This is a genomic window from Mesorhizobium sp. BR-1-1-10, assembly GCF_020165595.1.
Lineage (GTDB): Bacteria > Pseudomonadota > Alphaproteobacteria > Rhizobiales > Rhizobiaceae > Mesorhizobium > Mesorhizobium australicum.
In genome coordinates this window covers 274387-295007 of the sequence record NZ_JAIUIL010000002.1, presented here as the reverse complement: position 1 = coordinate 295007, position 20621 = coordinate 274387, and the positions used below count along the sequence as shown (strand labels likewise).

The 20621-nt window shown below is 63.8% G+C and carries 20 protein-coding genes; 18 read left to right on the top strand and 2 right to left on the bottom strand.

Features of this window, described 5'->3' with window-relative positions:
* Positions 1 to 17: 17 nt before the first annotated feature.
* A complete protein-coding gene (locus LB555_RS04420; protein WP_224594310.1) occupies positions 18 to 839 on the bottom strand; it encodes a DUF2066 domain-containing protein in 822 nt (273 codons plus the stop codon).
* Between the two features lie 163 nt (positions 840 to 1002).
* Between LB555_RS04420 and LB555_RS04415 the strand changes: the two genes are divergently transcribed.
* The 13 genes from LB555_RS04415 (at position 1003) to LB555_RS04355 (ending at position 13577) form a co-directional block, all read left to right on the top strand.
* Positions 1003 to 2043 (top strand): enoyl-CoA hydratase/isomerase family protein, encoded by a 1041-nt coding sequence (locus LB555_RS04415; RefSeq protein WP_224682347.1) that lies wholly within the window; start codon positions 1003 to 1005, stop codon positions 2041 to 2043.
* Positions 2040 to 2462, top strand: coding sequence for a DUF6163 family protein (locus tag LB555_RS04410; protein ID WP_015318253.1), 423 nt, complete (start codon positions 2040 to 2042; stop codon positions 2460 to 2462). The genes LB555_RS04415 and LB555_RS04410 overlap by 4 nt, the downstream gene beginning before the upstream one ends.
* Before the next feature lie 341 nt (positions 2463 to 2803).
* Positions 2804 to 3319: a transcriptional regulator LdtR gene (ldtR, locus tag LB555_RS04405; protein ID WP_013896002.1), complete on the top strand. Its 516-nt coding sequence runs from the start codon at positions 2804 to 2806 to the stop codon at positions 3317 to 3319.
* Between the two features lie 351 nt (positions 3320 to 3670).
* Positions 3671 to 4924, top strand: coding sequence for a murein L,D-transpeptidase (locus LB555_RS04400; protein ID WP_015318251.1), 1254 nt, complete (start codon positions 3671 to 3673; stop codon positions 4922 to 4924).
* Between the two features lie 133 nt (positions 4925 to 5057).
* Positions 5058 to 6698, top strand: coding sequence for a Na+/H+ antiporter (locus LB555_RS04395; protein WP_224682346.1), 1641 nt, complete (start codon positions 5058 to 5060; stop codon positions 6696 to 6698).
* A gap of 180 nt (positions 6699 to 6878) precedes the next feature.
* Positions 6879 to 8192 (top strand): serine hydroxymethyltransferase, encoded by a 1314-nt coding sequence (gene glyA / locus LB555_RS04390; RefSeq protein ID WP_224682345.1) that lies wholly within the window; start codon positions 6879 to 6881, stop codon positions 8190 to 8192.
* A 97-nt stretch (positions 8193 to 8289) separates the two neighbouring features.
* The gene (locus LB555_RS04385; RefSeq protein WP_015318248.1) at positions 8290 to 8868 is read left to right on the top strand and encodes a hypothetical protein; all 579 of its coding nucleotides are present in this window, start codon (positions 8290 to 8292) and stop codon (positions 8866 to 8868) included.
* Positions 8869 to 9026: 158 nt separating this feature from the next.
* On the top strand, positions 9027 to 9506 hold the full coding sequence (nrdR, locus tag LB555_RS04380; RefSeq protein WP_015318247.1) for a transcriptional regulator NrdR: 480 nt from the start codon (positions 9027 to 9029) through the stop codon (positions 9504 to 9506).
* 2 nt (positions 9507 to 9508) lie between these two features.
* The gene (ribD, locus tag LB555_RS04375; RefSeq protein WP_224682344.1) at positions 9509 to 10645 is read left to right on the top strand and encodes a bifunctional diaminohydroxyphosphoribosylaminopyrimidine deaminase/5-amino-6-(5-phosphoribosylamino)uracil reductase RibD; all 1137 of its coding nucleotides are present in this window, start codon (positions 9509 to 9511) and stop codon (positions 10643 to 10645) included.
* 6 nt (positions 10646 to 10651) lie between these two features.
* Positions 10652 to 11269, top strand: coding sequence for a riboflavin synthase (locus LB555_RS04370; RefSeq protein ID WP_140720771.1), 618 nt, complete (start codon positions 10652 to 10654; stop codon positions 11267 to 11269).
* 108 nt (positions 11270 to 11377) lie between these two features.
* Complete coding sequence (gene ribH / locus LB555_RS04365; protein WP_140617055.1) at positions 11378 to 11872, top strand: 6,7-dimethyl-8-ribityllumazine synthase; 495 nt, start codon at positions 11378 to 11380, stop codon at positions 11870 to 11872.
* Positions 11869 to 12369 (top strand): transcription antitermination factor NusB, encoded by a 501-nt coding sequence (gene nusB / locus LB555_RS04360; RefSeq protein ID WP_015318243.1) that lies wholly within the window; start codon positions 11869 to 11871, stop codon positions 12367 to 12369. The genes ribH and nusB overlap by 4 nt, the downstream gene beginning before the upstream one ends.
* The gene (locus LB555_RS04355) at positions 12366 to 13577 is read left to right on the top strand and encodes an MFS transporter (protein ID WP_224682343.1); all 1212 of its coding nucleotides are present in this window, start codon (positions 12366 to 12368) and stop codon (positions 13575 to 13577) included. Before nusB ends, LB555_RS04355 begins: the two co-directional genes overlap by 4 nt.
* Positions 13578 to 13591: 14 nt before the next feature.
* On the opposite strand, the gene LB555_RS04350 is transcribed toward LB555_RS04355, so the two are convergent.
* A complete protein-coding gene (locus LB555_RS04350; RefSeq protein WP_023773263.1) occupies positions 13592 to 14164 on the bottom strand; it encodes an NADPH-dependent FMN reductase in 573 nt (190 codons plus the stop codon).
* Between the two features lie 215 nt (positions 14165 to 14379).
* Here LB555_RS04350 and LB555_RS04345 point away from each other — a divergent pair, with 215 nt between their 5' ends.
* From LB555_RS04345 to LB555_RS04325, 5 genes are all read left to right on the top strand, one after another.
* The gene (locus tag LB555_RS04345; RefSeq protein ID WP_015318240.1) at positions 14380 to 15291 is read left to right on the top strand and encodes an ABC transporter substrate-binding protein; all 912 of its coding nucleotides are present in this window, start codon (positions 14380 to 14382) and stop codon (positions 15289 to 15291) included.
* A 36-nt stretch (positions 15292 to 15327) separates the two neighbouring features.
* Positions 15328 to 16491, top strand: a complete 1164-nt coding sequence (locus LB555_RS04340) for an ABC transporter permease (protein WP_015318239.1) — start codon at positions 15328 to 15330, stop codon at positions 16489 to 16491.
* Positions 16488 to 17426 (top strand): ABC transporter ATP-binding protein, encoded by a 939-nt coding sequence (locus LB555_RS04335; protein WP_015318238.1) that lies wholly within the window; start codon positions 16488 to 16490, stop codon positions 17424 to 17426. Before LB555_RS04340 ends, LB555_RS04335 begins: the two co-directional genes overlap by 4 nt.
* Positions 17423 to 18172, top strand: a complete 750-nt coding sequence (locus tag LB555_RS04330) for an ABC transporter permease (protein ID WP_015318237.1) — start codon at positions 17423 to 17425, stop codon at positions 18170 to 18172. Before LB555_RS04335 ends, LB555_RS04330 begins: the two co-directional genes overlap by 4 nt.
* Before the next feature lie 264 nt (positions 18173 to 18436).
* The gene (locus LB555_RS04325; protein ID WP_015318236.1) at positions 18437 to 20578 is read left to right on the top strand and encodes a sodium-translocating pyrophosphatase; all 2142 of its coding nucleotides are present in this window, start codon (positions 18437 to 18439) and stop codon (positions 20576 to 20578) included.
* The last annotated feature ends 43 nt before the right edge of the window (positions 20579 to 20621 follow it).

Below are 20621 nucleotides of genomic sequence, written 5' to 3'. Positions count from 1 at the left end.
CCACCACGCCTGTTGGTTCAGGGCTGCCCGTTGCCCGAAAGGATCTGTGCCGCGCCTCCGATTGCCACGCGGAACGCCTCGTCGAAGCTGACACCGCGCACCTGCCAACGATAGGTCTTGCCGTGATCGGCCAGTCGCCAATCGGCGATCCACCCCAGTTCCTCGTCGCTCCATACGATGCTGCCGGCGAGCGCTCGGTCGCCTCCGGCTTGTTTGGCCACCCGATCCAGCCTTGCCATGTCCGTCGCGCGTAGCGCTCCTTCACCAAAGTCGGCAAGTTGCGCGGCTTTCGGAAACGCGACATGCATCAGCATCGGACCGGTGGCATTGACGAAGGATTCGCGCATCGTCTCGCCACGTCCTTCCTCGGCGCTCAGCATGAAATGCCGCGCGCCTTGTTCGGTCGTGAGGAAGACGGTGAGTGTCGGTCGATCGCCAAGCCAGGGCCTGCTGCCGAGCGACGCCAGCAGCCTGTCGATCACGTCAGGTTTGTAGAAGCAGGTGAGATCATGCGGCCGGTCATGCGTCCCTTGCTCGTCATGGATCGGAATGCCCTCCATCCGGTCATGGTAGCGGAACGAGTCGACAAAGCTGCCGGCCTTGTCGCGCAGCGCGTCCATTTCGCGTCTGGCAAGCAGCCGCTGATCGCCCGAAACACGGACGAGCACCTTGTCGAGGCAGGTCCTGAAGCCGAGCTGACGATTTTCTTCACCCTGGCCGGTGACAATGGTCTGCGAGTGGTAAAGGTCGCCAAGGTCGGCTGCCCCTGCGGGGACATTGGTTGCCCACAAAAACGGCAGGCAACTCAGAACAAAGGCAAAGCGCAAAAATTGCGGCATGGCTAACTATCCTGCTCTCGGCCTGTCGTACCGGCCACCAATGTCTAGCATCGGCGACCGCTAGCCGCCAAGATCGAGGCGGCCAGGCTGCAGCCATTGACGCACCCATGTGCCGCCTTTAGCACTTCAGTCCCGCAGGCGCGGGAACAAGGATTCTCTGGCGATGGATTTTGGTGGAGGCGACGAAATTCGCTTCGAAAGGTTGGGCAGGGCCGGGGTCGTCACGCTGACGCGGCCGCAGGCGCTCAACGCCGTCACCCATCGCATGATCAAGGCGCTGGGCAAGGCCCTGCGGTCTTGGGAGCGCGACGAGGGTGTGGATGTCCTCGTGGTCAAGGCCGAGGGCAGGGCGTTTTCGGCCGGGGGCGACATCCTGCACATCTACGAAGCCGGCCGGGCTGGAAACCCACCGGTCGATTTTTTCGCCGACGAGTATCGCCTCAACGCCTACATCGCGCGTTTCAAGAAGCCCTATGTGGCGCTCATCGACGGTATCGTGATGGGCGGCGGGGTCGGCATTTCCTTCCACGGTTCGCACCGGGTGATGACCGAGAATGCCCAGTTCGCCATGCCGGAGGTCGGCATCGGCTTTTTCCCGGATGTCGGCGCCAGTCATCTGCTGCCCGACCTTGGCGGTTCCTTCGGCATGTACCTGGCGCTGACCGGGAACCGCATTCGTTATGGCGATGCGCTGTGGTCTGGGCTGGCCACCCACACCATCAAGGCTGAAGACCAGACAAGCTTCCTCGATCGGCTGGCGCTGACGGGCGATCCGGAATCGGTGCTGCGCGGTTTCTTTGTTCCGGCCAAGCGGGAGACCGACAGGCCGATCCTGGAGGCGATCTCCCGCCATTTCGCCCAACCGTCGCTGCCGGATCTGATCGACAGCCTGGACCGCGCGGGCAATGACGAATTCGCCACCGGGACGCTGGCAACGATCCGCACGCGCTCGCCGACCAGCCTTCGCGTCGCCTGGCGACAGATCAGCGCCGGGCAGACATTGTCGATGGACGACTGCATGAGGATGGAGTTCCGCATCCTGAACCGGATGCTGGCCGGCCACGATTTCTACGAAGGCATCCGTGCCGCCATCATCGACAAGGGCTCGAAGCCGCAATGGCGGCCGGCAGCGATCGATGCGGTTAGCGAGGCGGATGTCGAGGCCTATTTTGCCCCGCTCGGCGATCGGGAGCTCGAGCTGTGAGCGAAGTGACATCGAGACGCGTCATCCTGCAGCCCTCGACGGTCGAGGTGATCTTCGCCTGGTTCCAGCGCGTCATCGCGGGCTACTGCCTGCTGTTCGGCATCCTCTACTGGATCAAGCTGATCGGCTTCTATCCGGGCTCGCTGTGGCGGTTCGACCTTATGCCGGTGCATTGGCAGGTGGCGGCGGTGATGCTCGCCGTGTTCTTTCCCTTCGCCGCGGCGGGGTTGTGGATGCTGGCGTCCTGGGGTCCGGTGATCTGGTTCATCTGCGCGGTCACGGAGACGGTCATGTATGCCGGCTTTCCCGAGCTTTTCGGCCATCGTCTGCTGATTATCGTCTCGCATGCCTGCGTGGCGCTGCTCTATATCGTCTTTCGCGTCGTCATATACCTGCAGAAACGACCGGCACGGCACTAATGCATGTCGCCCCGAAGTGTCCTCGGTTGCGGGACAACGACATGCATAAAATCAGAAGCCTGCGGCAGGTCGGGCGAATCCTGTTCGCCGCGACATGCTGCAAGCCCTTGTACGCGTTGACGACCTGGCGACCGCCTGAATCCGGCGCGGCGATCATTGCCTAAATCTTTAGGTTAATCATCCTTGCTCGGGTGACCGTTCGTTAAGCGTCTTGCGAAACCTCTTACCGGTAAGCTCTTGTTAGCCCTAGCGTTTAAGTCGAATTTTATGAGTATTCGATAGTGTCGCGATCAAGGTGAAAAACAAAAAATCACCAAGGCGACAAACGAGAGGCAAAGACAATGATCAATTCGCGTCCGGCGGCGAAGACCGCCAACGTTTCCGACGATCGCCGCGAGGCTATCCGTTCCCTGTACATGGAATCGCTGCAGCTGGTCGAGCGCCTGCACCGCCGTCTGCTTGATGTCATCAAGGACGAATTCGACCGCAACGGCCGCTCCGACATCAACGCCATCCAGGCGCTGCTGCTCTTCAACATCGGCAATTCCGAGCTGACCGCCGGCGAACTGCGCTCGCGTGGCTATTATCTCGGCTCCAACGTTTCCTACAATCTGAAGAAGCTGGTCGATCTCGGCTTCATCAATCACCAGCGCTCGCGCATCGACCGCCGTTCGGTCCGTGTCTCGCTGACGCCGAAAGGCAATGAAGTGGCAGACGTGGTTGCCGGTCTCTATGAGCGCCATGTCGGCTCGATCGAACAGGTCGGCGGCATCAACACCGACGAGTTCAAGCAGATGAACCGCGCTTTGCAGCGCCTCGACCGCTTCTGGAACGACACGATTGCCTACCGGATGTAAGAGCATCCTGGAAACGGAGCCCCGCCGCAGAAGCGTGGCCGAAACAGCGACCTCCAGTCAGGGCCGGTGCCGAAAAGCACCGGTCTTTTCTTTTCGCGCGTTCGGCCAAAGCAAATTACGGGCCAAGGCCACGTTGCCGCCATATTCCAATGGAACCGAGAGCGGCAGTGATGCTGTGGTGAAGACCATGCGTCCACCCGCAACCGTGTCGCGCCCCTTGCCTTGGTCGCCAATGTGATACGGACCATGGTTGGCTAATTGTTAAGATTGCCGATTTTAGAGTGCGGGCGAGATCGCGCGATGGTCGACGCAGCAAGTGATCGAACCGCTACAAGAATGTCTGGAACGTCCATGAGAACCAGCCGCCGCTTTTTCCTTTCCGGAGCCTCCGCGCTCGCCGCCGCCGTGATGGCTGGGCGTGCGAATGCGCAGGATGTGATCGGGGATATCCTGAAATCCTCGGCCCGCGGCAACTGGGACGATCAGTTCGATGCCCGCGCCAGCGAAGGCGGCAAGGTGGCCTCGACGCTGCCCATCTTCAGTCCCCAGACCGTCGCCTTCACCGAGCAGGCGGTCGCGCAGTATCAGAACATTGTCGGGCAGGGCGGTTGGACGGACGTTCCCGCGACCAAGAAGCTGCAACTCGGCGTCGACGATCCGGACGTGGTGCCGCTGCGCAAGCGCCTGATGGTTGCGGGCGACCTGTCGCAGAGCGCCGGCATTTCGACAGCGTTCGATTCCTATGTTGACTCGGCGGTCAAGCGTTTCCAGTTGCGCCACGGCCTGCCGGCTGACGGTTCGATGGGCAAATACACCTACGCCGCGATGAACGTTTCGGCGCAGATCCGGCTCGGCCAGTTGCAGACCAATCTGCAGCGGCTGAAGGAAAAGGCCGGCACGCTGGGCAGCCGTTACGTGTTGGTCGACATTCCGGCGGCGCAGATCGAAGCGGTCGAGAACGACCGCGTCGTGCTTCGCCACACCGCGATCGTCGGCAAGATCGATCGCCAGACGCCGATCGTCAATTCCAAGATCAACGAGATCATCGTCAATCCGTACTGGAACGCCCCGGTCTCGATTGTGCGCAAGGACATCATTCCGCTGATGCGGAAGGATCCCGATTATCTCAAGAACAGCCATATCCGCCTGTTCGCGCCCGATGGCAGCGAAGTCGATCCGATGAATGTGGACTGGTCGACGGACGATGCCGCCAAATACCGTTTCCGCCAGGATCCCGGTTCCGAAAACGCCATGGCGTCGGTCAAGATCAATTTCCCGAGCCCGGACGGCGTCTACATGCACGACACGCCGCAGCAGAGCCTGTTCGGCAAGATGATGCGCTTCGATTCCTCGGGCTGCGTGCGTGTCCAGAACGTGCGCGACCTCGTCACCTGGATCCTTCGCGACACGCCCGGCTGGGATCGCCAGCATTTCGAGGCGGCCATCAAGACCGGCCAGAACACGCCGATCCAGGTCACCAACCCGGTGCCGGTGCATTTCCTCTATCTCTCTGCCTGGTCGACAGGACCCGGCGTCGTCCAGTTCCGCGACGACGTCTATGCGCTCGACGGCAACAGCGAACTGCAGATCACGTCTTCGCTGTAACGAGATATTTTTTCCAAAAAGCCGCTCTCAGGGGCGGCTTTTTTTGTTGCGGACGCCGTCAGATCCACTCATTCGACCGGCTGGACGAAGGTCAGGCGATTGGCGATGGTCGGCAAACAGCCGGGATCGTGCCATGGACGTCGCCATCTTCATTCTCGTCGTGCTCGTCTTCGTTGCGCTGTCGGGCGCGCTCGTCCGGCTGGTTCGGGTGCCGCTGCCGGTGCTGCAGATCGCCATCGGCGCGGCCCTTGCCTGGCCGGCCAAGGGCCTGCATGTCGGGATAGATCCGGAGCTTTTTCTGCTGGTGTTCATCCCGCCGCTCCTGTTCGGCGACGCCTTCGCGGCGCCCAAGCGCGAACTCGTCGCCTTGCGCGGACCCATACTCGATCTCGCCGTCGGGCTCGTCTTCTTCACCATTGTCGGCTTCGGCTATGCCTTGCATTGGCTGGTGCCGAGCATTCCGCTCGTCGTCGCATTCGCGCTGGCTGCCGTGCTGTCGCCGACCGACGCCGTGGCGGTGTCCGCGATCGTCGACAGGAATGTGGTTCCGTCCCGGTTGATGCACATATTGGAGGGCGAGTCCCTGCTCAACGACGCGTCGGGCCTAGTCATGTTTCGCTTTGCGGTGGCGGCGGCATTGACCGGCAGCTTCTCCTTCGCGGGAGCCTCGCTCAGCTTCCTCTACGCCGTCGCCGCCGGCATCCTGGGCGGTGTCGCGGCGCTGTTCATTGCCGCCAAGGCGCTGCAGCTGCTCAACCGCATCGGCGGCGTGCCAGCGGAGGCGCAGGTTCTCGTCATGGTCCTGCTGCCTTTCGTAGCCTATCTCGGCGCCGAGCATGTCGGCGCCTCGGGCATCCTGGCGGCGGTCACCGCCGGCCTGCTGACTGGGGTTTCCGGCATGTACCGCTTCCTCGGCGTGTCGGCGCGCATGCAGACCCTGTCGCTTTGGGCGACGCTCACCTTCGTCTTCAATGGCGCTCTGTTCATCCTGCTCGGCCTGCAGCTTCCCGACATCATCCGCAAGGTCCCACCGGAACTGTCCAGCCGTCATTGGCTGATCGAGCCGGTGGCGACGGTGCTGATCCTGACGCTCTGCCTGATCGGACTGCGCTTCCTGTGGATCTGGGTCGGCGACATCGCCCAGGCGATCGCGGCACGCATCGGCAAACGCGAGGCCGAGCCGTTCGGATTTCGCGTCCGGCTTGCCGGCTCCGTGGCCGGCGTGCGCGGCGCCATCACATTGGCGGGCATCCTGTCATTGCCGCTCGCTTTGCAGGACGGCTCTCCCTTTCCGGCACGCGATGTGGTGATCTTCCTTGCCGCCGGCGTCATCATCTGCTCGCTTCTGATCGCCAGCCTTGCCTTGCCCAGGATAGCGCGGCGGCTGGTCGAGCCGGGCAAGGATCCGGCGGCGGCGGAAGAGCGCCGAGCGCGCGTGGGCGCCGCCAATGCGGCGATCGCCAGGATCGAGAGCATCGCCAATGAGGCGGGCGAGGGCGAAGCGGTCCAGGCTCGGCTGGCCGTCGCCGACAGCATCGTGGCAGGTTACCGTAGACGCATCGCGGCTTCGGACGAAGCCGACGAGGCCCGTGCCGAGGCTCGCGAGGCCGGCAGGCTGGAACTGGAACTCAGGGCGGCCGGCATCAAAGCCGAGCGCTCCGCGCTGCGCGCCATGTTCCGCAGCCAGGAGATCAACGATCACACGATGCGCGCGCTGTTTTCTGAAATCACCTTGACCGAGGCCTTGTTGAAGCAGCGGCGGGACAGGAAATAGCGATCCGCCGCGATCCGTTGGCGCAAACCGGCCAGCAAATTTCGCGCTGCAAACGTGGCGAGCCCAAAACAACTGTGTTAATGGCCCCGCGAACGCAATGCATGTCGCCCAAGGCCGTTGAGTGGTTCGGGACGACGGCGTGCACGAATTTGCCCTTCCAACCCTAGGGGAACTCAGGCCATGGCAACAGCAGCGGCGGCGTCCAACAAATTCGAATCCTTCTTCGAAACCACTTTGGAAGATGTCGATCCGGAGATCTTCGGCGCCATCCGCAACGAGCTCGGTCGCCAGCGCCACGAGATCGAACTGATCGCCTCCGAAAACATCGTCTCGCGCGCCGTGCTCGAGGCGCAGGGGTCGATCATGACCAACAAATATGCCGAGGGCTATCCGGGCAAGCGCTACTATGGCGGCTGCCAGTTCGTCGACGTGGCCGAGGAACTGGCCATCGAGCGTGCGAAAAAACTGTTCGGTTGTAACTTCGCCAACGTCCAGCCGAATTCCGGCAGCCAGATGAACCAGGCGGTGTTCCTGGCGCTGCTGCAGCCCGGCGACACTTTCATGGGCCTCGACCTCAATTCCGGCGGACATCTCACCCATGGCTCGCCGGTCAACATGAGCGGCAAGTGGTTCAAGGTCGTCTCCTATGGCGTGCGCAAGGACGACCATCTGCTTGACATGGACGCCATCGAAAAGACCGCGCACGAGACCAAGCCGAAGCTGATCCTGGCCGGCGGCACAGCCTATTCGCGCATCTGGGACTGGAAGCGTTTTCGCGAGATCGCCGACGCCGTCGGCGCCTATCTGATGGTCGACATGGCGCACATTGCCGGCCTCGTTGCCGGCGGTGTGCATCCCTCGCCCCTGCCGCACGCCCATGTGGTGACGACCACCACGCACAAATCGCTGCGCGGCCCGCGCGGCGGCATGATCCTGTGCAATGACGAGGATATCGCCAAGAAGATGAACTCGGCGGTGTTCCCCGGCCTGCAGGGCGGACCGCTGATGCATGTCATCGCCGCCAAGGCGGTGGCCTTCGGCGAAGCGTTGAAGCCGAGCTTCAAGGTCTATGCCGAAAGCGTGGCCGCCAACGCCAAGGCGCTTGCCTCCAGCCTCAAGGAAACGGGCCTCGACATCGTCTCCGGCGGCACCGACAACCACCTGATGCTGGTTGATCTCAGGCCTAAGAACGCCACCGGCAAGCGCGCCGAGGCGGCCCTTGGCCGCGCCAACATCACCTGCAACAAGAACGGCATCCCCTTCGATCCGGAGAAGCCCTTCGTTACCTCTGGCGTGCGGCTCGGCACGCCCGCCGGCACCACGCGCGGCTTCGGCCAGGCCGAGTTCCGCGAGATCGGCAAGCTGATCGCCGAGGTGCTGGATGGGCTCAAGGTCGCCAATTCCGACGAAGGCAATGCCGCGGTCGAGGCGGCGGTCAAGGCCAAGGTCGTCGCATTGACCGATCGATTCCCCCTCTATCCCTATCTCGGTTGATCGCTTATCTCGGTTGACCGGGCGCGAAGCGTCATCTTTTATCCACCGGCATCGCGTCACCCCTGATCGGGTGACGCATCGAACCGGAGAATTGATGATGCGCAATTTCTGTCTTGCTTCTCTCGGCGCCTTCGGTTGGCTGGCCGCCTGCGGCCCCGTTTTGGCGCAGACGCAGCCCGCCGCGGACATGCCTGCCACCAGCACTTTCGGCCGGTGGACGACCATGGTCGATACGCTCGACACCGGCCAGGACGCGCACAAGACCTGCGCGGCTTCCACAGCCTTCTTCGATGCGAGTGGCAATTCGGGCACGCTGACATTGTCGATCTCGACCGGCGACGCGCTGCCGCCCGATGCTTATCCGGCAATCTTGATTACCATCGACAACAAGAGCCTGCTAACCGGCAAGAAGATCGCGGCGACTTTCGGCGATCCCGGCGTCAAGGTTTCGACGACTGTCTATTCCAATGACGCCGTCAACGGCCGTCCGAGCTGGACGATCGACAACCAGGCCAAGACCAGTCTTGCGCTGCTGCGGGCCATGCGCCAGGTTACCTCGCTCGATGTTGCGTTCGGCAAGCAGGCTGTCGCCAGCATTCCGATGGACGGTTTTACAAAGGCCTATCGCAATCTCGGCGCGTCTTGTGGCTTTCCAACCAAGGACGTGGCGCCATAGCGGGCTGGCCGGCGCAACTGCTTGCCGTGCTGGCAATCTTCCTCGCGCCTCGCTATCTCTGAGGTACGGCAGGCCGTGGAAAAGCGGAACTGCTTCAATCCGCACCGGAAAGGTTCTAAGCCTTTCACCCCACCAGATTCGCGAACCCAAGGCTCTCCATGCGCTGTCCCTATTGCCAGTCCGAAGATACGCAGGTGAAGGATTCGCGCCCCGCCGAGGATGGCGCGGCGATCCGCCGGCGGCGTGTCTGCCCCGATTGCGGCGGCCGTTTCACGACGTTCGAGCGCGTGCAGTTGCGCGACCTCGTCGTGGTCAAGAAGTCGGGACGAAAAGTGCCGTTCGACCGCGACAAGCTGTTGCGCTCGGTCGAGATCGCGGTGCGCAAGCGCAATGTCGACCCCGAGCGCATCGATCGCGCGGTGACCGGGATCGTGCGCCAACTGGAAAGCTCCGGCGAAACGGAAGTGGCCTCGGGCGAGGTCGGCCGGCTGGTCATGGATGCGTTGAAATCGCTCGACGATGTCGCCTACGTGCGCTTCGCCTCGGTCTATCGCAATTTCCGTGAGGCCAAGGATTTCCACGAGCTGCTCGGCGAGCTGAAGGGGGACGAAGAAAAGAGCGAAGAGGACGCCGGCTGAGCATGGCAGCACCGCAACGCAGCGAGGCCGAACAAGCGGCCCTTGACCGCCGTTTCATGGCCGCGGCCTTGCGGCTGTCGCGCAAGAACGCCGGACGCACCTCGACCAACCCTTCCGTCGGCACGCTGATCGTGCGCGATGATGGGACCGGGCCGATGATCGTCGGTACCGGCGTCACCGCCGTCGGCGGCCGGCCGCACGCCGAGACCGAGGCGCTTGCCGAGGCCGGCGAACTCGCGCGTGGCGCAACCGCCTATGTCACGCTCGAGCCTTGCGCCCATCACGGCCGCACACCGCCTTGTGCCAACGCGCTGGTCAATGCCGGCGTTGCGCGTGTCGTGGGTGCCGCCAGTGATCCCGATCCGCGGGTCTCCGGCAAGGGTTACGCCATCCTGCGCGAGGCCGGTGTCGAAGTGGTCGAAAAGGTCCTCGCCACGGAAGCTGCCGAACAGATGGCGGGCTATTTGATTCGCTCTCTGAGAAAGCGCCCGGAAGTAATTCTGAAGCTTGCGCTTTCCAGCGACGGCAAGATCGGCAGGGAAGGCGCCGGCCAGGTCGCGATAACAGGCGACATGGCGCGCCGCGAAGTCTACCTGATGCGCGCCGAGGCGGACGCCATCCTGGTCGGCATCGGCACGGCGCTGGAAGATGATCCGGCACTGACGGTGCGTTTGCCCGGACTGGAGAACCGGTCGCCGGCACGCATCGTGCTCGACCGCCAGATCAGGCTGCCGGAGGGCTCGAAGCTGGTGTCGGGCGTCGATCGCGTACCTCTTTATGTGGCGGCTTGCCTGGAGGCCGATCCGCAGCGCCGGGCCGCGCTCGAGCGCGCCGGCGTGCGCTTCATCGGTACGGAGACGCACGAGGGCGGCGTCGCATTGCCGGAGCTGCTCGAGGATCTGGCGGCGCTTGGCATGGCAAGCGTGCTGGTCGAGGGCGGCGCCAAGGTGGCGAGCGCCTTCCTGGCCGACGGGCTGGTGGACCGCATCGTGCTGTTCCAGGGTCCGGAAGCGATCGGCCAAGATGGCATTGCATCGCCTGTCGACGCTGACCATGTCCCGGTGGGTTTTCGCAAGCTGCGCGAGATGCGGTTCGGCGAAGACGGTTACGCCGAATGGATCAGGGATTTTCAGGGATAGCGATCGATGTTTACCGGGATTGTCACCGATATCGGCACCGTGGCCGCCATCAAGCCGCTGCGGGAAGGGGTGGGACTGCGCATCGACACCGCCTATGATCCCGAGACCATCGCCATCGGCGCGTCGATTTCCTGCGGTGGCGTCTGCCTGACGGTCACGGCTTTGCCCGACAGCGGCTCGAACGCGCGCTGGTTCGAGGTCGAGGCCTGGGAGGAGGCGCTCAGGCTGACCACGGCGTCCGGTTGGAAGTCCGGCACCAGGATCAATCTGGAACGGGCGCTGAAGATCGGCGACGAGCTTGGCGGCCACATCGTTTCGGGCCATGTCGACGGCACCGCCGAGATCGTTGAACGCCGGGATGAGGGCGATGCGGTGCGCTTCACACTGCAAGCGCCGCGCGATCTGGCGAAATTCATCGCGCCGAAAGGCTCCGTCGCGCTTGATGGCACCTCGCTCACTGTCAACAGGGTCGAGGGCACCCGCTTCGACGTGCTGTTGATCCACCACTCGCTGACCGTGACTACCTGGGGCGAGCGCAAGGCAGGCGACCGCGTCAATCTCGAGATCGATACCATGGCCCGCTACGCTGCCCGGCTGGCGGAGGCGGCGAAAGAGGGGCTTTGATCGCCTGCGGGACAGTCCGACCCACGGCAATCTGATACGCGTCGGGCAATCTTCCGCTTGCGATCAAACCGGCTTCGGCCTAAGTCACCGGCGACTCCGGAGACATCTATGGCTGGCACATCCCAACACGGCAAGGCGTTCATTCGTCCCAAGAAGAAGGCTCACCTCCTCGTCATTGAGGCGCGCTTTCACGACGACCTTGCCGACGCACTGCTCGATGGCGCGACAAGCGCGCTCGACGAAGCGGGCGCGACTTACGACGTCGTCACTGTTCCCGGTTCGCTTGAAATTCCCGCGGTGATCACCTTCGCGCTCGACGGCATGGCCGAAGGCGGGACGGGCTATGACGGCTTTGTCGCACTCGGCACCATTATCCGTGGCGATACCTATCATTTCGACATCGTCGCCAATGAATCCAGCCGTGCGCTCATGGACCTGTCCGTGCAGGACTCGGTCTGCATCGGCAACGGTATCCTGACCACCGAGAACGATGTGCAGGCGTGGACGCGGGCCAAGCGCTCCGAAGGCGACAAGGGCGGCTTTGCCGCGCGCGCGGCGCTGACCATGATCGCGTTGAAGGAACAACTGGGAGCGCAATCGTGAGCGAACCCGCTTCGCCCGGACAGCCCGCGGTGCGCCACGCCAACAAGCGCGGCGCTGCCCGTCTGGCCGCCGTGCAGGCGCTCTATCAGATGGATGTCGCCGGCAGCGGCGTGTTCGAGATCACCGCCGAGTACGAGGCGTTCCGTCTCGGCAAGGAAGTCGACGGCGCGCTCTATCGCGAGGCGGACGCGCAGTGGTTTCGTGCCATCCTGACCGGGGTCGTCGAGAACCAGAAGACCATCGATCCGATCATCCGCCAGGCCCTGACCGACGACTGGCCGCTGTCGCGCCTCGATTCGACGCTCCGTGCCATTCTGCGCGCGGGCGTCTACGAACTGATGAAGCGCGAGGACGTTCCTGTCGCGGTCATCGTCACCGAATATGTCGACATCGCCAAGGCCTTCTACGAGGAAGACGAGCCGAAGCTGGTCAATGCCGTGCTCGACCGCGTGTCACGCCGGGTGCGTGGCGAGGGACGCGGCAAGGACGCTTCGTGACCGCCATCGCCGTCGAGGCGAGCAAGGAGGCGCGGCGCACCGCGCTGATCCTCGCCGCCTCGCAGGCGATCATCGGCTCGGCGGCTCCCATCGCCATTTCCATGGGCGCGCTGGCCGGGCAATATCTGCTCGGCGCCGACAAATCCCTGGCGACCGCGCCGATCACCGGCTTCAATCTCGGTGTGGCGCTAGGCGCCTTGCCCGCGGCCGCCATTATCCGCTGGCTGGGGCAGCGTGGCGGTTTCATGACCGGAACCGTGGTCACCGCGCTCGGCGGGCTGGTCGCCACCCTGGCTTTATTCCACGGCAGCTTTTGGCTGTTCGCGTTCGCGCTGCTCGTCATCGGTGTCGGCGGCGCCTTCGTCCAGCAGTTCCGTTTTGCCGCGGCCGACAACGCGCCGCCGGCGTTCAAGGCCCGCGCCATCTCCTTCGTGCTCGCCGGTGGCATCATCACCGCCATCCTCGGGCCGCAGATCGTCATCTTCACGCGCGAATTATTCGCACCAGTCATGTTTGCCGGTTCCTTCGCCTCGATCCTGCCGCTGGCGGTTGTCGGCGCCGTGATCCTGTCGTTCCTTCGTTTGCCGTCGAGGACCGCGAGCAAGGTGGACGTTGCCGACGGCGATGCCCGACCCCTTTCCGAAATCGTCACCAAGCCGCGTTTCGTCGCGGCGCTCTTCTGCGCCGTCGGCAGCTACGCGCTGATGAGTTTCGTCATGACCGGCGCGCCGCTCGCCATGGTGGGCTGCGGCCTGTCGGAGGACGATGCGACGCTGGGCATCTCCTGGCACGTCATGGCGATGTTCGGGCCAAGCTTCTTCACCGGCTCGCTGATCCATCGCTTCGGCGCCGAGCGCATTGTCGCCCTCGGCCTGCTGTTGCTGATCGGCTGTGCCGTCGTTGCCTTGTCGGGCCTGGCGCTGTGGCAGTTCTGGACGGCGCTGATCCTGCTCGGCCTCGGCTGGAATTTCAGCTTCATCGGCGCCACCGCCATGGTGGCGGCCAGCTACCACCCTTCCGAAAAGGGCAAGGTGCAGGGCTTCCACGACTTCGTCCTGTTCGGCTCCGTCGCCTGTGCGTCGCTGATGTCGGGCATGGTCTACAACGCCTGGGGCTGGACCATGCTCAACTGGATGATCTTTCCCGTCGCCGCACTTTGCTTCGTGGCACTCGGCGCGCTGAAGATCACAAGCTTGCGGCCGGCTTGACGCGAATTTGAAAGCTATGCGTCCGGCGGCAGAACCTGAAGCACCCGCGCTATGAACATATGGAACTCAGCCATGTAATTGCGCAGGAAATCCTCAGTGGATTCAACCGTCACCTCGCCGTCATCCGTGATCAGTCCCGGCGTGAACTGGATATAGGCTTCGGGCGCATTCATCTGCGGTGAGTTGCAGAAACTCAGCACGCTGCGGAGGCTTTGTTGGGCGACAGCGGTCGCGATCGCGCCCGGCGATGTTCCGATGACGGCCGACGGTTTGCGCGCGAATGAATTCTTGCCGTAGGGGCGGCTGGCCCAGTCGATCGCGTTCTTCAGTCCGCCGGGGATCGAACGATTATACTCCGGGGTGACGAACAGCACGGCCTGGACGGAGGCGATCGCCTTTTTGAAAGCCTGGGCGGCCGGCGGGAAATTGGCGTCGTAGTCGTAACTGTAGAGAGGCAGATCCTTGAAGCCGATTTCCGTCATTTCGAGCTCGGGAGGGGCAAGTTGCACAAGCGCCTTCGCGAGCTTGCGGTTGATGGATGCCTGGGCAAGGCTGCCGATGAGATAACCGACCTTGTGTATGGCCATGACACGCTCTCCGTGTTTGCCGCCACCCTCGTGGCATTATTCACCCGATAGCGGCCAATCGCCAGCCCGCTGTTGCCGCCAGGCCCAAATCGGCGCGTCCGGAACAAAAATATTGCGCTGGTCCCCCTTCTTATGAAACCGTGTGCCCCGACTGGCCGTTGAAGCCATGCTCATATGCGGCCACCGCATTCCGGTTCACAGCAAGGGGTTTCACAATGTTTTCAGTCAAGGTTCTGGCCAGCGCGGCGATGGCGCTCGCCATCACGGCGGCTTCCGCGAGCGCTCAGGTCGTCGTCTCCTCGAAGATTGACACCGAGGGTGGCGTGCTCGGCAACATTATCCAGCTCGTCCTCAACGCCAACAACATCAAGACCACGGACCGCATCCAGCTCGGCGGCACGCCCGTGGTGCGCAAGGCGATCACCGCCGGTGAGATCGACATCTATCCCGAATACACCGGCAACGCCGCCTTCTTCTTCGAGAAGGCCGATGATCCCGTGTGGAAGGATGCCGCCAAGGCCTATGAGACGGCCAAGAAGCTTGACTACGACGCCAACAAGATCGTCTGGCTGTCACCGGCACCGGCCAACAACACCTGGGCGATCGCCCTGCGCAAGGAAGTGACGGACGAGAACAAGCTCGTCACGCTGTCGGACTTCGGCAAATATGTCGCCGGCGGCGGCAAGGTGGTCCTGGCGGCCTCCGCCGAGTTCGTCAATTCGGCGGCAGCCCTTCCGGCCTTCCAGACTACCTACGGCTTCACGTTGAAGCCGGACCAGCTGATCACCCTCTCTGGTGGCGATACGGCGGCAACCATCGCGGCCGCCGCCAACCAGACCAGCGGCGCCAATGCTGCCATGGTCTACGGCACCGACGGGGGCATCGCGCCATCGGGCCTCGTGGTGCTGACTGACGACAAGGGCGTGCAGCCGGTCTATCAGCCGGCGCCGATCATCCGCGAGGCGGTGCTGAAGGAGCATCCCGAGATCGAAACGCTGCTGAAGCCGGTCTTCGCCAAGCTCGATCTCGTCACGCTGCAGGAGCTGAACGGCCGCGTGCAGGTCGGCGGCGAGCCGGTCAAGGGCGTCGCCGAGGACTTTTTGAAGAAGAACGGGTTTTTGAAATAGCGACGCGTCGATAGCGACGTCAGGGCGAGGCGCCTTATGACCCCGCGTTTCGATAAGCTCGGCGTGGTCATCGCTGCACTCGCTGCTTACGCCGCGTTTCTCGCGCCGTTCGCCACCTTCCGCGCGAACCGCATCGTTCCCGGCCAGGCACGCTCTATCGTCGAGGCGCTGCCGCAGGCGATAGGGCCGTTGCTGCTCGCAATCATTGTCGTGGCGGCAATCATCGCGCTGCTCAAAACGCCGCTCGTCTTGCGCCTTGCAGCGAGCGTCGTGACGCTTGTCGCGCTGGCGCTGCTCATCGGCGTCGCCGGCACATTCCTCACTCCAGCCGGCAATACCTTTGCTCGGGTCTCGCCGGCATCCGGCTTCTGGATTCTCATCTTCGCCTTCACGCTTTTGCTCGCCGACGTGCTGACCCGGCTCAACCTGTCGCCCTCTGCGCGCGTCGGCGTGCTTGTCGTTGCGGCGCTGGCCATCGGCTTGCTGCTGATTTCGGGACGCTGGGACAGCCTCTCGATCCTCAAGGAATACTCCAACCGCGCCGACAGCTTTTGGGCCGAAGGCTCCAAGCATGTGACCCTTGCTCTCGGCTCGTTGCTTGCCGCCGTGATCGTCGGCCTGCCTCTCGGCATCCTGTGCCACCGTGTCGAGAGCCTGCGGGCCGGCGTCCTCAACGTCTTGAACATCATCCAGACCATTCCCTCGATCGCGCTGTTCGGGCTGCTGATCGCGCCGCTTGGCTGGGTCGCGGCCCACGTTCCGGGAGCCGCCGCGCTCGGTATCAGGGGCATCGGCACGGCGCCCGCCTTCGTCGCCCTGTTCCTCTATTCGCTGCTGCCGGTGGTGGCCAACACCGTGGTCGGCCTTGCCGGCGTGCCGCGTGCCGCCAATGACGCGGCGCGGGGCATGGGCATGACGGACCGCCAGCGCCTTTTCGGTGTGGAGTTTCCGCTGGCCTTTCCGGTGATCCTCACCGGCATCCGCATTGTGCTGGTGCAGAATATAGGCCTTGCCACCATCGCCGCGCTGATCGGCGGCGGCGGTTTCGGCGTGTTCGTCTTCCAGGGTGTCGGCCAGACGGCGATGGATTTGGTGCTGCTTGGCGCAGTGCCGACCGTGGCACTCGCCTTTGCCGCCGCCATCATCCTCGACGCCGTGATCGAAATGACCGCCACCAAGCGCAGGGTTGAAACGGCATGATCGAAATCGAAGGCATCACCAAGCGCTATGACGCGACCACTGTCGTCGACGACGTCTCGATGGTCGTCGAGCCGCGCACGGTCTGTGTCATTGTCGGCACCTCGGGCTCCGGCAAGACGACTCTGCTGCGCATGATCAACCGGCTGGTCGAACCAACCGCCGGCGTCATCAAGCTCGATGGTGCCGACAATCGATCGGTGCCGGGGTACGAACTGCGCCGCAGCATCGGCTACGCCATCCAGGGCCACGGCCTGTTTCCGCATCGCACGGTGGCGCAGAACATCGCTACCGTGCCGGTGCTGCTTGGCTGGGACAACGCACGCATCAAGTCCCGCGTCGACGAGCTGATGACGCTCTACCAACTCGACCCCCAGGAATTTGGGCCGCGCTACCCGCATGAACTGTCCGGCGGCCAGCAGCAGCGCGTCGGCGTTGCCCGCGCGCTCGCCGCCGAACCCAACGTGCTGTTGATGGACGAGCCGTTCGGCGCACTCGACCCGATCATCCGTACCAAGGCGCAAGAAGATCTGCTGGCAATCCAGAAGCGCTTCGGCACCACCATCATCCTCGTCACTCATGACATGGAGGAGGCCGTGCACATGGGGGACAAGATCGCGGTGATGGATGCCGGCAAGCTCGTGCAATATGCAAGGCCGGCGGAGATCCTGGCGAACCCGGCCAGCAGCTTTGTCGAAACCCTGGTCGGAGCCAGCGAAAAACCATTCAGGCTGCTGTCGCTGGGGCGGGTACGCGATGCGGTGGAGCAGGGCGGTGCCGAAGGCGAGGCGATCCCCGGTGACGCCAGCCAGCGTGACGCGCTCGCGGAACTTCTCTGGTCCGGCAGGCCGGCGCTGCCGGTGAAGGGTGCCGACGGCCAGCCGATCGGCCGCGTTACCGTGGACGGACTGGTCAAGCGCGCGGCGAGGCCGGCATGAAGGCCTGGCTGCCGCTGCTGCTCAGGCTTGCGCTGGTGGTGTTGCTTGTTGCCTTCATCACCAGTCCGGGGTGGTTCGAGCCGTTGCTGAAGCCGCTGACCGAAAACAACGCTCCCGTAATCTACAATCAGGGCAGCCTGCTGACGCTGACGCTGCTGCATCTGCGCACCGTGTTGATCGCGACCGTCGCGGCCACCATCGTCGCGGTGGCGCTCGCCATCCTCGTCACCCGGCCGGCTGGCGTCGAATTTCTGCCGTTGTCGCGCAGCCTGGTCAACATCGGCCAGACCTTTCCGCCCGTGGCGGTGCTGGCGCTCGCCGTGCCGGCAGTCGGCTTCGGCGAGAAGCCGACGCTGATCGCGCTGTTTCTCTATGGACTGCTGCCGATCTTCGAGAACGCACTGACCGGGTTGACGACGCTGCCGGCTAACGTCGTCGAGGCGGCGCGTGGCGCCGGCATGACCGGCTGGCAAAGGCTCACCAAGGTCGAGTTGCCGCTCAGTGCACCGATCATCCTTGGCGGCATAAGGCTCTCCGTGGTGATCAGCCTGGCCACGGCCACCATCGGCTCGACGGTGGCCGCCAAGACACTCGGCGAGGTGATCATCGCCGGCCTGCTATCCAACAATCTCGCCTTCATCCTGCAGGGCGGCCTGATCGTGGCGGCCCTTGCCGTGCTGATCTATGACGGACTGTCGGCGGTAGAGCGCTATACGGCGCGCCGGATGGGCCGCGAAGCGGAATGATCCTCGGGGAGACCGGAGGTCTTGCCCTGGATGGTTCCCTAGCGTGATTTCAATCGATCTAAATCGAAGGCCCTTTCGGCTCTGCCGTCGCGGGTTTTGTCTTTTGGGCGAAAGCCGGGCAAAAACCGAACAATATCTTGACGTTCGCGGCCCTGTTTCGCATACACCGATGCGAAGAGGTGGATTCCGCGCGCGGAATCCGGTCTTTGTCTCAACGGCCCAGGGAGGGGTTCTTTTGGGCCAACAATCGAGGAAAATTCGGCAATGACCATTATTTCCGCCGTCATCGCCTGCGGCCTGCTTTCAATCCTATACGCCATCTGGGCGACACGTTCGGTCCTCGCGGCCGATCAGGGCAATGCACGCATGCAGGAAATCTCCGCCGCCATCCGCGAAGGCGCCCAGGCCTATCTGGCGCGCCAATACACCACCATCGCCATCGTCGGCGTGGTCGTGCTCGTGCTCGCCTGGTGGCTGCTTTCGATCACCGCCGCCATCGGCTTCCTGATCGGCGCCGTTCTGTCGGGTGCCGCCGGCTTCATTGGCATGCATGTTTCGGTGCGGGCCAATGTACGCACCGCGCAAGCGGCTTCCAACAGCCTCGCCGCCGGCCTCGACATCGCTTTCAAGTCGGGTGCCATCACCGGCATGCTGGTGGCCGGCCTCGCTCTGCTGGGCGTCTCCATCTATTATCTCGTCCTGACCCATTTCATGGGTCTTCAGCCCAACGATCGTATCGTCATCGATTCGTTGGTCTCGCTCGGCTTCGGCGCCTCGCTGATCTCGATCTTCGCCCGTCTCGGCGGCGGCATCTTCACCAAGGGTGCCGATGTCGGCGGCGATCTGGTCGGCAAGGTCGAAGCCGGTATTCCGGAGGATGATCCGCGCAACCCGGCCACCATCGCCGACAATGTCGGCGACAATGTCGGCGATTGCGCCGGCATGGCCGCCGACCTGTTCGAAACCTATGCGGTGACGGTTGTCGCCACCATGGTTCTCGCCGCCATTTTCTTCGGTGGCACCGCTGTCCTCGGTGCGGCGATGCTGTATCCGCTCGCCATCTGCGGCGCCTGCATCCTGACCTCGATCGTCGGCACCTTCTTCGTCAAGCTCGGCTCCAACGGCTCGATCATGGGCGCGCTCTACAAGGGCCTGATCGTGACCGGTCTGCTGTCGATCGTCGGCCTCGGCGTCGCCACCTCGGCCACGCTCGGCTGGGGCGAGGTCGGCACCGTCGCCGGCATGACGATCACCGGCAAGAACCTGTTCATCTGTGGCCTGATCGGCCTCGTGGTGACCGGGTTGATCGTGGTGATCACCGAGTACTACACCGGCACCAACAAGCGCCCGGTCAACTCCATCGCCCAGGCGTCGGTGACCGGCCACGGCACCAACGTCATCCAGGGCCTCGCGGTCTCGCTGGAATCGACGGCACTGCCGGCAATCGTCATCGTCGGCGGCATCATCGCCACCTACCAGCTCGGCGGCTTGTTCGGCACGGCGATCGCCGTCACCACCATGCTCGGCCTCGCCGGCATGATCGTGGCGCTCGACGCCTTCGGTCCGGTCACCGACAATGCCGGCGGCATTGCCGAAATGGCGGGCCTTCCCAAGGAAGTGCGCCACTCCACCGATGCGCTCGACGCCGTCGGCAACACCACCAAGGCGGTGACCAAGGGCTACGCCATCGGTTCGGCCGGCCTCGGCGCGCTGGTGCTGTTCGCAGCCTACTCGAACGACCTGAAGTTCTTTGCCGCCAATGGCGACAAATATCCCTACTTCCAGGGCATGGGCGAAATCTCCTTCGATCTCTCCAACCCTTACGTCGTCGCCGGCCTGATCTTCGGTGGCCTGATCCCGTATCTGTTCGGCGGCATCGCCATGACGGCGGTCGGCCGCGCGGCGGGCGCCATCGTCGAGGAGGTGCGCAAGCAGTTCCGCGAGGATCCGGGCATCATGGCCGGCACCTCGAAGCCGAACTATGCGCGCGCGGTCGATCTCCTGACCAAGGCGGCGATCCGGGAGATGATCATCCCGTCGCTGCTGCCTGTGCTGGCGCCGCTCGTCGTCTATTTCGGCGTGCTGCTGATCTCGGGCTCGAAGGCGTCCGCCTTCGCAGCGCTCGGCGCCTCGCTGCTCGGCGTCATCGTCAATGGCCTGTTTGTCGCCATCTCGATGACCTCGGGCGGCGGCGCCTGGGACAACGCCAAGAAGTCATTCGAGGACGGGTTCACCGACAAGGACGGCGTCAAGCACCTCAAGGGCTCCGAGGCACACAAGGCTTCGGTGACCGGCGACACCGTCGGTGATCCCTACAAGGACACCGCCGGCCCGGCGGTCAACCCGGCGATCAAGATCACCAACATCGTAGCGCTCCTGTTGCTGGCCGTGCTCGCGCACGGCTGAGCGGGAGCGGTTGAAAAAACCCGCGGGGAGCGATCCCCGCGGG

Excerpts from the sequence above, each read along its gene's own strand:
- LB555_RS04420 (WP_224594310.1), bottom strand. The coding sequence starts at position 839 with ATGCCGCAATTTTTGCGCTTTGCCTTTGTTCTGAGTTGCCTGCCGTTT.
- LB555_RS04415 (WP_224682347.1), top strand. The coding sequence starts at position 1,003 with ATGGATTTTGGTGGAGGCGACGAAATTCGCTTCGAAAGGTTGGGCAGG.
- ldtR (WP_013896002.1), top strand. The coding sequence starts at position 2,804 with ATGATCAATTCGCGTCCGGCGGCGAAGACCGCCAACGTTTCCGACGAT.
- LB555_RS04400 (WP_015318251.1), top strand. The coding sequence starts at position 3,671 with ATGAGAACCAGCCGCCGCTTTTTCCTTTCCGGAGCCTCCGCGCTCGCC.
- LB555_RS04395 (WP_224682346.1), top strand. The coding sequence starts at position 5,058 with ATGGACGTCGCCATCTTCATTCTCGTCGTGCTCGTCTTCGTTGCGCTG.
- glyA (WP_224682345.1), top strand. The coding sequence starts at position 6,879 with ATGGCAACAGCAGCGGCGGCGTCCAACAAATTCGAATCCTTCTTCGAA.
- LB555_RS04385 (WP_015318248.1), top strand. The coding sequence starts at position 8,290 with ATGCGCAATTTCTGTCTTGCTTCTCTCGGCGCCTTCGGTTGGCTGGCC.
- nrdR (WP_015318247.1), top strand. The coding sequence starts at position 9,027 with ATGCGCTGTCCCTATTGCCAGTCCGAAGATACGCAGGTGAAGGATTCG.
- ribD (WP_224682344.1), top strand. The coding sequence starts at position 9,509 with ATGGCAGCACCGCAACGCAGCGAGGCCGAACAAGCGGCCCTTGACCGC.
- LB555_RS04370 (WP_140720771.1), top strand. The coding sequence starts at position 10,652 with ATGTTTACCGGGATTGTCACCGATATCGGCACCGTGGCCGCCATCAAG.
- ribH (WP_140617055.1), top strand. The coding sequence starts at position 11,378 with ATGGCTGGCACATCCCAACACGGCAAGGCGTTCATTCGTCCCAAGAAG.
- LB555_RS04350 (WP_023773263.1), bottom strand. The coding sequence starts at position 14,164 with ATGGCCATACACAAGGTCGGTTATCTCATCGGCAGCCTTGCCCAGGCA.
- LB555_RS04345 (WP_015318240.1), top strand. The coding sequence starts at position 14,380 with ATGTTTTCAGTCAAGGTTCTGGCCAGCGCGGCGATGGCGCTCGCCATC.
- LB555_RS04340 (WP_015318239.1), top strand. The coding sequence starts at position 15,328 with ATGACCCCGCGTTTCGATAAGCTCGGCGTGGTCATCGCTGCACTCGCT.
- LB555_RS04335 (WP_015318238.1), top strand. The coding sequence starts at position 16,488 with ATGATCGAAATCGAAGGCATCACCAAGCGCTATGACGCGACCACTGTC.
- LB555_RS04330 (WP_015318237.1), top strand. The coding sequence starts at position 17,423 with ATGAAGGCCTGGCTGCCGCTGCTGCTCAGGCTTGCGCTGGTGGTGTTG.
- LB555_RS04325 (WP_015318236.1), top strand. The coding sequence starts at position 18,437 with ATGACCATTATTTCCGCCGTCATCGCCTGCGGCCTGCTTTCAATCCTA.